A 13,677-nucleotide genomic window follows, 5' to 3' on the forward strand; every position below is an offset into this window, starting at 1 on the left:
CCCAGTGAAATAGCTGGTATAAGAATAGTAATAGGAGGAAATCCCTTGCTGTTCAAATAATTATTGAAAAATGAACCAAAACTAAGTCCATAACTTGCCGGAATTAACCATAAATATACACCATAAGCGGGAACAAAATCTATACCATAAAGAATACGTAATAACAATTTACCTAAAAATACAAAAGCAAGATTAGCGACAGTTAAAAAAGCACCAAAAAGCATCATAATCTTTTTCATTAATTGCCATTTAGTAAAATCGTCCTCTGTATCAGAAAGTTTTACGAATAAATAACCTCCCACTAAATTGGAAGCAACTTGCAACATATCTACAATATGAGCAGCAATAGAATAAATTCCCACCTCACGGAAACCCAACATCCGCTTTATCAAAACAATATCTACCCTGATCAATAACATAATTATTATAGAAGATAGAAATACTCTGATACCGTAACTATAGGCAGAAGTAATGAACTTAAAGTTTAAACCTTTTGGTAAAGTTCTCGGTTTAGAATTAATAAGGAAATAAATTATGGCAATACCTACTGCCATCAATGTAGCTATAAAGATAACTGATAAACGATCTCCATTCTTTATAAAAATGAAAGCTAAAAGAAAAAATAATAAACACAATCCAGAGTTTAATATATCTCCTAAAGATTGGATTAATATTTTATTCATCCCCAAATATATACTTTGCATTTGCATAAAGTATTTGGATAGTGTAATATAACCAATAAAAAGTAACATATATTCAGGTTTAAAATTATAATCTAATATTTTGCTCCAGACTTTAAGCAAAGATATTCCCAGAGCTGATAGAATTATAGCTTCCAGAATAAAGGTAAGAGTTGCCCATTTAAAAAGGTTATAAATTTTATCTGGATATTTTCTAATCAAATAAGGATAACTACGATAAACTCCCAAATCTAAAATCATCCACAAAAAACCACCGACGGTAACAAGATAACTGTATTCACCTTTTAATTCTACACCTAAGTAACGGGCAGTTATTAAACTACAAAAAAAGGAAAAAATCATTATAATGGCACGGAAACTTCCTCCCATCAAGATATTCTTTTTCAGATTAATTCCAGCCATCTATTTTTTACTCCCTTTAGGATGGTTTAGTCTATTATAGTTTTTAGATTATTAGATTAAGTTCACAATTAAAAAAGCATATTGACTGTCAAATATTTCTTATTCCATGCTTTCTTTTAAAGATAGATTCTATGAAATTTCTATATTAGAACAAGGGTTGGAAGTTTTAATTTCAATGAATAACCCATGAATTTTTACCCAAGAAAAAGATAGAAATTTATGTTCTAATTTTATCTTGACAATTATGATAGGATATAATATCATAGAATATTATAAGTTTTGATCTACTAAATGATTCAAAATAAAGTCTTAGCTATGTCTCACATAACATTGCAACACAAATAATGTAACATGATAAGTATAATATGAGATAAATATTTAATAATGGATTTAATAAATATGAATTGCATTATGCATATACCCTGGAAAATGATTGATGAATCAGTAGCAGCTTCAGAAATTCGCCCTCGCAAAATGAAAAAAGCTTTTGAAGATATGGGTTATAATGTTTTTTTTATCACAGGTACTGCAGCTGAACGAAATAGACAGATCAAAGAATTAAAAAGAAGAATAGAGTTAGGAGAAAACTATGATTTTTTATATAGTGAATCTTCAACTTTACCAATGCAATTGACTGAATCTCACCATCTTCCTACTCATCCCTTAACTGATGTAAAACTATTTGAATTAGCTCAAAGAAAGGGAATTCCTATAGGATTATTTTACCGAGATTTCTATTGGGCTTTCCCTGAAATACATCGTTTTGGAAAGATCAAAACATACTATGCTAATTTTTTCCATAAACTTGATTTAAAAATATATAATCATTATCTAAATATAATCTATTTTCCTGGCGATCAATATGATAAACTATTAAAAAAGATTAAATATTTAGATGATAAATTAGAGTTCCATTTTCTTCCTTCGGGTGTTGATTTGTCCTACCAACATTATGACTCTCCTAATAATTATTTTGCTTATATCGGAGAGATTGAACCCGGCAGGCATAATCTTAAAGTTTTAATGCAGACTTTTAATCTATTTCCCCAATATGAATTAAGAATCTGTATTCCTGAAAAAAGTTGGGAAAAAAACAAATCATATTATGAGCAATTTCTTAGTCCTAATATTAAAATTTTACATTTAGTCAATGAAGAGGCACAGGATTTCCTTTCTTATGCTAAATATGCCTTTTTTTATTTTCCTGATGATGAATATAGAAATTATGCTCTTCCCTATAAATTATTTGAATATGTGGGACATAATTTACCGATTATATGCAATGAATCCGATTATTCTGGAGCCATGGTAAAAAAACTTGGTATCGGTTATCCAATACCTCATTCTGTAGAAGCATTAACTGAATGGTTGCACAATATACCCTCTGAAGAAGATTATAAACAAATGTGTGCTCACATAGAATTGATAAAAAAAGAGAATAGCTGGCAAAAAAGAGCAGAAACAGTCCGTGATACCCTTATTAAATATAGAAAAAGGACATAGATGACACATTTAATTTTCTGTTCAACCAGTATAGACTGTGGAGGAGCCGAATCTTTACTGCTGAATCTCGTAAAAGAACTTGATAATAAATATAAAATTATTATTATTTATATTATTGGCAAGGGAACATATAAAACAGAGCTAAAATCAACTGGTGCTGAAGTCTTTAAATTAAATCCAATTTCTTTATTTAGAACCATTAAATTATTATATAAAAATCCAGATACGATTTTACAGGGATGGATGTATCATGGAAATTTGTTAGCAACTTTCCTATATTTGCTCACATTGGGTAGAGGCAAACTTTTGTGGACAGTTCATCATTCAGCTGAAAATTATGTTCATGAATCTTTAAAACATTTTCTAATTTTAAAATTCACTGCTCTTTTATCCCGTCTACCTAAAGCTATTGTATTTGTATCCGAATTTATTAAAAAGGAACATATTAGCTATGGGTATAAAAACAACCATATGCAGGTTATTTATAATGGTATAGATACTTCTTTATTTAAACGAAATGAAGAAGCAGCTAAAAAACTCATCTATTCGTTAAATATTCCTTCTGAAGCAGTTATTATGGGAACAGTAGGCAGAAATCATCCAGTAAAAGATTACAGGACCTTTTTTAGATCTTCCTCTTTGCTAATTAAAAAACATCCAAATCTTCATATTCTTGTTGCAGGTAGAGATGTTAATCTCTCTCAATTTTCAAATGAACTAAGAGACCTGACTTCTGAGCAATTAAATAGAATTCATTTATTAGGAGAAAGGAAGGATATCCCTGAAATTCTATCTCTTATTGATATATTTGTTTTAACCTCTATTTCCGAATCATTTTCCATTTCTCTTATTGAAGCTTTAGCTGCTGGTTGTTGTTGCGTAACTACTAATGTTATATTTTATTATAATCTTTTCCCAGAAGCTTTAACGGTTTTTCCACCTTATAATTATCAATCTTTGGTAAAATGCGTAGAAAAGTATATCTATATGTCCCAAGAGCAACGCAATAAAATTGGTAAGGAAGCAAGTTTACTTGTTGAACAATATTTCCCTCTTTCTAAAACAATTAATAATTATAGAGAACTTTGGGATTCAGTTCAGTTAAGCAACTAACATTATGCGGGATAATAAAAAGAAGATAGTTCAAATCATCTCAAGATTATGTATCAGTGGTACATCAACATATGTAAGTTTGCTGTGCCACCATTTTAATAATGAAAATTGGGAGACAGTTTTATTGTCAGGGGTTACTGGTGAAAATGAAGGAGATATGATTTACCTGCCAAAACAATATGGCATAGAACCCATAATTATTAAACATATGGGACGTGAGATTTCACTATGGGATGATTTTTTAGCAGAAATACAATTAATAAAAATTTTCAAAAAAGAGAAACCTGATATAGTGCATACTCACACCTCTAAAGCTGGGACTTTAGGTCGGTTAGCCGCAATTTTAACTGGAGTTCCTCAGATTTATCATACTTTTCATGGTCATACATTTGAAGGATATTTCTCTCCTCTTAAAACCAAATTTTTCATTCAAATAGAAAGATTTCTTGCCCGATTTTCTACTAAAATCATCGCAATTTCAGAACAACAAAAAGAAGATCTGATTAGATTTAAAATTGCTAAACCCGATAAAATAACTATTATCCCTCTTGGTTTTGATTTTTCCAGATTATTACCCTATGATAATGAATGCAAATTAAGAAAAAAGTTAAACATAGATAAGGACAAAATTACTATTGCCCTCATAGGTAGAGTGACAGCCATAAAAAATCCAGCTCTTTTTATTTATAGCGCAAACGAAGTGCTGAAACAAAGAAATAATGTCCATTTCCTCATAATAGGAGATGGAGAATTAACCGATGATTGTAAGAAGCTGGTAAATCAATTAGGAATACAAGATTATTTCACTTTCCCAGGTTTCATAGAAGATTTAAAGTTAATTTATGGCTCGGTGGATATTGTATGCCTAACCTCTATAAACGAAGGAACACCTGTCTCTCTTCTGGAAGCTATGGCTTCTCAAAAGATTGTAATCGCTACTCCAGTTGGTGGAGTCCCGGACTTTATAAAAAATGGTGAAAATGGTTTTTTATGTGATGCTAACCCACAAGCTATTGCTGAACAAATAATCTTTTGCGTGGATAATTTTCAGAATCTTGACTATTTAAGAAAGCAAGCGGCTGAAGAGGTGCTTTCCAAATATAGTATGAATCGCTTATTTAAAGATTTAGAAAATTTATATAATAGCACTCCTTCTAAAAAATCACCTAACCTTTATAATGATTAATGAAGACTGCAGAAATCTTAAGATTTTTTTTACCATTATTACTGGGATTCTTTTAAATTGACAGTTTATATTCAATCTCTTTTTAAGAGTAGAGGGTGATTATATTGAACATTAATTTATTCAAAAATATTCCCAAATTATAAGATTTAAAGTGGTATAAAACTAAAGAGGAGATAATATCCAATGAATATACTGGTTACTGGAAGTAATGGTTTTGTAGGTTCTCGCTTAATGTGGGAATTGGAAAAGTTAAATCATAAGGTGATAGGAATTGATATAAGTTCTCATTGTGATGCAAAACCTCATCCAGAAACGGTTATTGGGGATATTCGTTCCGGTAAAGATTTGGAAAAAGTCCAAGATATCTTTTATCAAAAATATAACCGTCCTATTGAGCTGATAATTCATTGTGCAGCATCAAAACACGATTTTGGAATATCCCGAGAGGAATATTTCAGTCATAATCAGTATGGAACTCAGGTATTATTAGAATTCGCTGAACAAGCTGACATTCATAAAATTATCTATATTAGTACAGTTTCCGTTTTTGGACATCCTCAAGGCAGAGCTGATGAAGACACTCCCTATAATCCAGATCATCCATATGGTGAATCCAAACTGGGTGGAGAATTGTTATGTATTGAGTGGCAAAAAAAGAATCCTGAAAATGAGCTTATTGTTCTTCGTCCCACTGCTATTTATGGACCTCATAATTTCGCTAATATTTATAAATTAATAGATACTCTTCATCGCACACCTCTGTTCACTGTGGGCAAAGGCGATTATGTTAAAAGCATTGTTTCTCTGGACACCATAATTGATATGATACTTTTTGCTATGAGCTTACTGAAGCCTGGTTATCAGCATTTCAACTGTGTGGATGAACCTTATATAACTTTGAATGAGCTTATGCATATCATAGCCACTAATCCTGGTTTTCATATGCCAAAGATAACTATCCCGGATTGGTTAGCAATTTTTATAGGTAAATTGTTTGATATACCTGCGAAACTTTTTTCTATTGACATTCCAATCAATAGCGACAGAATGCGTAAATTATCAATGGCGACTAATTTTTGTTCTCAGAAAATCAGGCAAGCGGGTTTTGTCCAAAGAAAGAGCATTGAAGAAAGTATTTCCGAAATGTGCACTTGGTATATAGATTATATTAAAAATAAGGAGAAATAGATGGAAAAATTACGGTTGGGTCTAATAGGATGTGGACGCATCTCTAAAAATCATTTTGAAGCTATATCACAAATTCCGGAGGCAGAATATGTAGCGGTAGCGGATATTATTCGTGAAAGAGCAGAAGAAGCTGCTAAAACCTATAATATTCCTTCAGTTTATACGGATTATCATAAGATGCTGGATAAAGAACAACTTGATGCAGTTAGCATTTGCACTCCCAGTGGTCTTCATCCTTCCATTGGTATAGATGTTGCCAATCACAAAATTAATGTAATTACTGAAAAACCTATGGCAATCAATGTGGAAGGTGCAGATAAACTTATTCACGCTTGTGATGAAAATAATGTTCAGCTTTTTGTAGTAAAACAAAACCGTCTCAATACCACCATGCAACTGCTTAAACGAGCAGTGGATAAGGGTCGTTTTGGCCGTATTTATATGGCTCAATCCAATGTATTCTGGCAAAGACCTCAATCTTATTATGATGCCGCTAAATGGCGTGGAACTTGGGAATTTGATGGTGGTGCTTTTTTAAATCAAGCAAGTCATTATGTGGATGCTCTTTACTGGCTTTTAGGAAATGTCGGCAGTGTGATGGCTTACACAGCCACGATGGCTCGTCATATTGAAGCAGAGGACACAGGTTGTGCCATTTTGCATTTCCGTTCCGGTATTATTGCCACTTTGAATGTGACAATGCTCACTTATCCCAAAAACTTTGAAGGTTCTATCACTATTATAGGTGAAAAAGGTACGGTTAAAGTAGGAGGAGTGGCAGTTAATAAGATTGAAAAGTGGGAATTTGAAGAATATGATGATGATGACCGTATTGTGGAGGAAGCTAACTATCAACCCCCTAATGTATATGGATTCGGGCATAATCCTTATTATCGGAATGTGGTGGATGTCCTTCTAAAAAGAGCAGAACCTCTAACCGATGGTCGTGATGGACGCAAGTCCGTTGAAATTGTTCAAGCTATCTATCTTTCAGCTAAAACAGGTAAGAGAATAAGCCTACCTTTATAATCCAATCATTTTATATATAGCAAAACAGGGAGATTTTACAATCTCCCTAATTTTTTAATTAAAACCGGAACAAAAAACTTGACAATAATACCCTTTATCGTTTAATGAATTTATAATAATAGACAAATCAAAGTAACAGCCTTCAGGAGAATAACTTGCTATTACAAAAATATATTGAAAGTAGATTAGATATGATTGAAACCAGCTTGAAGGAATATCTGGGAACTCAATCTGGACCGAATAAACAGTTAAAACAAGCTATGCATTATGCTGTTTTTTCTGGCGGAAAGCGCTGGCGTCCTTTGCTTTTGCTTTCTATATATGAAATGTTGATGAGAATGCGAAAAAATACTGGTTTACCCCAGGCTTTAAAAGCAGCCACTGCTGTGGAACTGGTTCATAATGCTTCACTGGTGCATGATGATTTGCCAATAATAATGAATAAAACAGAGCGGCGCTCTCAACCTGCATTGCATACCAAATTTGGAAATGCTACTGCTATTCTTACTGGTGATGCACTTTACACCCTTGCTTTTGAGGTTTTAGGACAAATTTCCCCTCCTTCTAAAGCCCTGAGCTGTATTCGTATCTTGTCCAATAGTGCCAGTTCTTTTGGCTTAATTGGAGGACAGGCAGTAGCTTTAGAAAGCAAGCACAAAGTAATGAAAATGAATACTCTGCATTATATAGATTTGAAAAAAGTGGGCTCTCTTTTAGAAGCTTCTGCCGATATGGCTTGCACTCTTGCTAGTGCAGATGATAGTGTGCATATAATTATGAAATCCTTTGCCTCTAATCTTGGTATGGCTTACCAGATGATTGAAGATATTACTGCTGATTATTCTAGTAGTGTGGAAGACCTGGATTTTGAGGAGCAATTTATAACACCTACTTCACGAAATAGTTACACTGGTTTGATGGGATTTGATAAAACCCGGACAGAGGTGGAAAAACTTCTTTCCGAAGCGGAAGATTTAATAAAACCATTTCCTCATAATGAAGCTCTCAGGGAATTTGTGCAAATGATTCAGGAACGGATACCCTGAGCTATGATAGATACACATTGTCATTTAGTCCCGAATATTGATGATGGGTCTTCTTCCTTTGAAACATCTCTAAAGCTTTTACGGCAGATGGTGGAGGATGGCATAACTCACGCTTTTCTTACTTCACACTATCTTCCTGGTCTTTATCAATATGACCGTGCTTTATATGATGATAGATTTGAAGAGCTGCAATCCCTGGTCCAGAAAGAAGGAATAAATATTACTTTATATCCTGGTTTTGAAGTTCTACTAAATCCTACTTCTTTAACTGATATTGAAAGATTTAATCTAACACTCGGAAACTCTCATTATGTGTTGATTGAATCAGATTTAAATGGTCTTCCTAAGGACTTTTATGAAAATATCTATCCCCTTTTGAGAAATGGCTATCGTCCAGTTCTGGCACACGCTGAAAGGTATGTAAGCATTATGCATAAACCTCATAATGCCAAAGAGCTGATGGAAAAAGATATCTATCTCCAGATTAATGCTGGCAGCCTTTTAGGTAAATATGGAGAAAAGGTTCGCCAAACTGCTTGGGTGCTTTTAAATAATGGCTGGGTACATCTATTGGGTTCTGATAGTCATGCCAATGAACCCAATAATTTATTCCCTCAAGCCATAAAGTTAATTAAAGAAAGGATTGATGAACATACGGTTCAATTACTCACTCTGGATTTTCCCCAAATGATTATTAATGATGAGCAGATACCTCTATTCTATGTATATATACAGTCTTCGCATCATCATCACCAACATCATAAATCTTTCTGGGAAAGGATTTTTGGTTAAATGCAAAGATTACTGATAACGGGTGTAACGGGCTTAATTGGCAGATCTGTCCTAAATTCTATTTTAAAAGAACAACTGGATTATGAAATTACCGCTCTCATTAGACCAAACACTGCTTTAGAGCGGTTCTCATCTTTTAGAAGTTCTGTTGAGCTGGCACAGATTGATTTAGCCGATACAGAAAAACTTTATGATTATCTGAAGAATAATAGTTTTGATCTAATAATGCATATAGGTGCTCTGAGAGGGGGACGCAAATTCCCTCGTGATATCTATATTAAAGCTAACTATTATAGCACTGAGCAATTTGTTGAACATTGTCAAAAACACGGTTCTCGGTTCATTTATTGTTCTTCTGTGGGAGTTTTTGGAGTTATACCTAAAGAATTACCTGCCACCAATGAAACGGAACGCAATCCTGATAGCCTTTATCACTGGACTAAGATAGAAAGTGAAAGGATAATAAATCAAGCCGTATTAAAAGGTCTAAATGCTGCCATCCTTCGTCCTTCTATCACTTATGGTCCAGGGGATTATGGTTTCCCTTATCAGATGGTGAAGCTGGTTCAAAAAAAGCTTTTCCCTATTATCAATAAACGCATCTGGATTCATCTTTGCAATGTGAATACTATAACCCGTGCTTTCCTCTGGCTTTTGAAAAATGAATATACTCCAGGATTGGCACTTAATGTGGCAGATCGTGAACCTGTTCAGTTAAGGAATCTGGTGGATTTTATCTCTCGTGAAATTCACGGTAAGAACTATAATACTATTTTAAAATTAGACCGAAATCTTTTTGCTTTAGGTGAATCTATTGCCCGTAAATTGAAAAATGAACTCTGGACCAGTCGCTTTCAACTTATTTCTCATTCCTGGTTCTATTATGTGGATAACACCTATGAACTTATGAATCTGCCTCCCACTTTTACCATTCCTGATATTCGCATCATCATTGATGATATCTTGAAGAAATAATGGCTATTCCAATTATTAACGACTGGGAAAAGTTCTTCTTCAATCCTTATGAAGGATTGGGTTCTTCCTATGAACGGATTGTCCTCAATGACCTTTTATTTCAGACGGTAAATAATTATAATGTCCATAATGTGCTGGAAAGTCCTTCCTTTGGTTTTACGGGTATAAGTGGCATCAATCTTTTGAATTTGGCTGATTTGGGATTGAATATCACCCTGGAAGATAATGACTTACATAGATTGGACTTAATTACAGACCTTTGGAAAAAGCTTGGTCGCAATTTTAATCCGGTTTATAATCCAGATTTCCACAAACTTAATTACCCGGATAAATCCTTTGATATGAGCTTCTCTTTTTCTGCTCTCTGGTTTGTTCCTGATTTATCCCACTTCCTTAAAGAATTATCCAGGGTTACCTCTCAAGTTATCTTTCTCAGTATCCCCAATCGTAATGGTCTTGGTTTTAAAATGCAGATAAAGGATTATACTCCAGAAAGATATCCTCAAATCAAACTCAGTTACATAGACCCACCGTCCATTATCCATATTCTCAAGAAATTAGACTGGTATCTGGTGGACTCAGGATATTTTGATTGTCCACCTTGGCCTGATATTGGTATGACTAAAGAAGATCTTTTAAAAAAATGGTTTCCTCAACTTCCTATCTCAAAAATCTTTAAGGAACAACCAGATAAAGAACTATCCTCTATTTTGGATTATTATTCTGGTAAAGACCCTGATTTTGCTCCCAGGATGCGTCGTTACCAATGGTTGGAAAAGACTGCTCCCGATGCTTTTAAAAAGGTTTGGGCTCATCATTATTATATGATTTTTGCACCCTGAATTCTTTTTAAAGCTGAAATTGTTTTAGATGTGCAAAAAATATCGCTGGCAATAAACTATGTCTCGTAAACGAATTCTATATCTGATTATTGGCTTAATTATAGGCATTGTGCTCATCATTCTATGGTTGCATTATATTGACCTTAATGAACTTGTAGCTCGGATGAAAAGGATAGATACCCGCTTAGTTTTCTGGGCTACTATTTCCTATTTGGCAGCTTATTTCATTCGTAGTGTGCGTTGGAATATCCTTTTGAGCAAACAGGCCTCAATTTCTATCTGGAAAACCTATCTTTATAGTATGGGCGGAAACTGGGTTAATTATCTTATTCCTATCCGAGCAGGAGAATTAGTCAAAGCCTGGTTTGTTAAGCACAATCACGGGAATTCTATTACCAGCGTGCTACCATCCATCTTCATTGATAAGACTTTTGACACTCTTGGAATATTCTTTGTCCTCTTAATGATACCACTGCTAAAAGTTAAATTCTCGCAGGGTCTGATTATTTTACTCATACTTCTGGGTCTGGTTTTTGCTGTTTCTTTGGCTGTTCTCTTATTATCAGTCTGGCAAAAAGATAAAGTGGTTAGATTTCTTCAAGTTTTATTTTCCTGGTTACCCAGAAAACTTAAGACTAAAGTCAATAATTATATCAGCATCTTTGTCCAAGGTTTGAATATTTTTGAACATCACTGGACGCGTTTACTCAATTCTTTTCTACTTACTGCTTTAGGTGTTTTTCTGGATGGCTTATATTTCTATCTGCTATTTCTTGCTTTCGGTATTGATTATCCTTTCTTAAAAGTCCTTTTTGGCTATACTTTAATCAATCTTTCTTATGCTATACCTCAACCTCCAGCTCAATTAGGTAGCAACGAATGGATGATGATAATCATCTTTTCCGTGGGTTTTGCATTGACAAGAGAGGACGCATCAGCAATTATGGCTTTTGCACATATGTTAACCGCCATCCTGATTGGAGTTATTGGACTGGTCTCTATTACCCTTAGTGGTCGTCAGGTTCTAAAAGCGGTATTAAGTGGAGAAAAGATTTATGAACAGTGAAGAAATGATTCAAAAAATTCAGGAATTAAAACAGGTAAAAGAGGATTTACTCGCTCAGATTCGCAAAACTATCGTCGGTCAGGATGAGGTTATAGACAAGGTCCTTATTGGACTGTTTGCTAATGGACATATGTTGATTGAAGGTGTGCCCGGATTAGCCAAAACACTCCTTATTTCAACTATTGCCAAAGCTTTAAATTTAACCTTCGGACGCATTCAATTTACTCCCGACCTTATGCCTTCTGATATCACCGGTTCTGATATCTTAGTCACTTCCAGAGATAGTGAACGCCGTGAATTTCAATATATTAAAGGTCCTATCTTTGCTAACCTAATTCTGGCAGATGAGATTAATAGAACCCCTCCCAAAACTCAAGCTGCTTTGCTTCAAGCTATGCAGGAATATCAAGTAAGTAGCGGAAATACAACCAGACCTCTGGATTTACCTTTTATTGTGATGGCAACCCAAAATCCCATTGAACAAGAAGGAACCTATCCTTTGCCGGAAGCGCAATTAGACCGTTTTATGCTTTATATCAATATTGATTATCCTTCTTATGAAGAAGAATTGACCATTGTGCAAAATACTACAGGAGTCCCTCAAGAGGAGCCTTTACCTTTACTTTCTGCAGAAAAAATTCTCCAGTATCAAGCTGCTATAAGAACTATGCCGGTTAGCCAACATATCCTGGAATATGCTGTTAAACTTGCTCGTAGCACACGTCCTGGAACACCAGAAAGTAGACCTGAAATAACAAAATGGATAAACTGGGGTGCAGGACCTCGTGCCAGTCAATATCTTGTTTTAGCAGCAAAAGCTCGAGCTGCTTTAAATGGAAGATTGACTCCTGCCGAAGAAGATATTCGCTCTGTAGCTTTACCTGTACTCACGCATCGGGTTCTGGTTTCCTTTGCCGCTGAAGCAGAAGGAATTAAACCTTCCGATATCATCAAGCAACTGCTTTCTTAATGCAGGATAATCTCTTCCCTATAAGTATAAAGAAAAAGCAATTGTTATTGCTACAGGTTTTTCAACCTAAAAGGAGTGAATAATGAAAAAAGCTTTACTTTTACTGCTGATAATGACCATCCTGGTTTCCAGCTATGCTATTGATGACCGTATTCCTCGTCCTTTAGTACATCTAAAAAATATTCAACCCTATAATGTGGATTATCAACAAGATTTAGTTATTCTCCGTAATCAAAACTTTATCTGGATTTATTCTATATTCAATCCTTGGTCACCTCGTTTGGAAGCTGTTTTCACTTCTTCCGCTTTGATTGAAGACCTCAACCTTTTAGGAGATAATCATCTCTATGTCTGCAGTGAAGAACCTTCCAATACCGTCACTTCTGTGGATACTCTTTCCTATCCAGGGAAAATATTCTTCACCACTACTGTTATCGGTAATAAAATTGCCCGAGAAGGCTCCATTCTCTATGTAGCTGATAGGTTCAGAGGTATTGATATCATAGACATCGGAAGAGGCGGAATGCGTGAACTAAAATCTACCTTTTCGGAAAAATGGGGCATCCGTGATCTTTTGGCTGAATATCCTTATATCTATGCCCTAAACGACTTCGGACTTGTCACTATTGACATCTCAGATCTCCAGTTTCCTATCAGTTTAGGAGTCAATTATGAAATTGCCGATGCTACTGTTCTGGCTAAAAATGGCAATATTATCTGGATTGGTGCCGGGAAAAAACTCCTCGCTATTAATGCTGCTGATATGAAACATCCCAGACTGATTAACCTTATGAATCTCTCCAATGAAATTCAGGACCTGGAAATATATAACGACCGACTCTTTGTAGCACTGGGACAGGGTGG

13 protein-coding genes are annotated in these 13,677 nt (G+C 34.6%); 12 read left to right on the forward strand and 1 reads right to left on the reverse strand.

The genetic code is table 11. The annotated features are described in order from the left end of the window. Window positions 1–1,103: lipopolysaccharide biosynthesis protein (locus E0946_RS06735; protein ID WP_133201707.1), on the reverse strand; the 1,103-nt coding region annotated here is incomplete at its 3' end. A 384-nt stretch (window positions 1,104–1,487) separates the two neighbouring features. On the opposite strand from E0946_RS06735, the gene E0946_RS06740 reads away from it, so the two are divergent. From E0946_RS06740 to E0946_RS06795, 12 genes are all read left to right on the forward strand, one after another. Continuing rightward, the gene (locus E0946_RS06740) at window positions 1,488–2,606 is read left to right on the forward strand and encodes a glycosyltransferase (protein WP_133201708.1); all 1,119 of its coding nucleotides are present in this window, start codon (window positions 1,488–1,490) and stop codon (window positions 2,604–2,606) included. Continuing rightward, window positions 2,607–3,719, forward strand: coding sequence for a glycosyltransferase (locus E0946_RS06745; RefSeq protein ID WP_133201709.1), 1,113 nt, complete (start codon window positions 2,607–2,609; stop codon window positions 3,717–3,719). A 4-nt stretch (window positions 3,720–3,723) separates the two neighbouring features. Continuing rightward, complete coding sequence (locus tag E0946_RS06750) at window positions 3,724–4,905, forward strand: glycosyltransferase family 4 protein (protein ID WP_133201710.1); 1,182 nt, start codon at window positions 3,724–3,726, stop codon at window positions 4,903–4,905. 183 nt (window positions 4,906–5,088) lie between these two features. Then, window positions 5,089–6,093 (forward strand): NAD-dependent epimerase/dehydratase family protein, encoded by a 1,005-nt coding sequence (locus E0946_RS06755; RefSeq protein WP_133201711.1) that lies wholly within the window; start codon window positions 5,089–5,091, stop codon window positions 6,091–6,093. Next, window positions 6,094–7,122, forward strand: a complete 1,029-nt coding sequence (locus tag E0946_RS06760; RefSeq protein ID WP_133201712.1) for a Gfo/Idh/MocA family protein — start codon at window positions 6,094–6,096, stop codon at window positions 7,120–7,122. 155 nt (window positions 7,123–7,277) lie between these two features. Further along, window positions 7,278–8,168: a polyprenyl synthetase family protein gene (locus E0946_RS06765; RefSeq protein ID WP_133201713.1), complete on the forward strand. Its 891-nt coding sequence runs from the start codon at window positions 7,278–7,280 to the stop codon at window positions 8,166–8,168. A 3-nt stretch (window positions 8,169–8,171) separates the two neighbouring features. Then, the gene (locus E0946_RS06770; RefSeq protein WP_133201714.1) at window positions 8,172–8,960 is read left to right on the forward strand and encodes a tyrosine-protein phosphatase; all 789 of its coding nucleotides are present in this window, start codon (window positions 8,172–8,174) and stop codon (window positions 8,958–8,960) included. Further along, window positions 8,961–9,935 carry an NAD-dependent epimerase/dehydratase family protein gene (locus tag E0946_RS06775; protein ID WP_133201715.1) on the forward strand — a complete coding sequence of 325 codons (975 nt, stop codon included), beginning with the start codon at window positions 8,961–8,963 and terminating at the stop codon, window positions 9,933–9,935. Then, window positions 9,935–10,777 carry a methyltransferase domain-containing protein gene (locus tag E0946_RS06780; RefSeq protein WP_133201716.1) on the forward strand — a complete coding sequence of 281 codons (843 nt, stop codon included), beginning with the start codon at window positions 9,935–9,937 and terminating at the stop codon, window positions 10,775–10,777. The genes E0946_RS06775 and E0946_RS06780 overlap by 1 nt, the downstream gene beginning before the upstream one ends. Before the next feature lie 58 nt (window positions 10,778–10,835). Beyond that, complete coding sequence (locus tag E0946_RS06785; protein WP_133201717.1) at window positions 10,836–11,843, forward strand: lysylphosphatidylglycerol synthase transmembrane domain-containing protein; 1,008 nt, start codon at window positions 10,836–10,838, stop codon at window positions 11,841–11,843. After that, on the forward strand, window positions 11,833–12,813 hold the full coding sequence (locus tag E0946_RS06790; protein ID WP_133201718.1) for an AAA family ATPase: 981 nt from the start codon (window positions 11,833–11,835) through the stop codon (window positions 12,811–12,813). Before E0946_RS06785 ends, E0946_RS06790 begins: the two co-directional genes overlap by 11 nt. An 82-nt stretch (window positions 12,814–12,895) precedes the next feature. Continuing rightward, window positions 12,896–13,677 (forward strand): LVIVD repeat-containing protein (locus tag E0946_RS06795; protein ID WP_133201719.1); only part of this gene is annotated, 782 nt, incomplete at its 3' end.

This window comes from Candidatus Syntrophosphaera thermopropionivorans (assembly GCF_004353895.1).
GTDB classification, from domain to species: Bacteria; Cloacimonadota; Cloacimonadia; order Cloacimonadales; family Cloacimonadaceae; genus Syntrophosphaera; species Syntrophosphaera thermopropionivorans.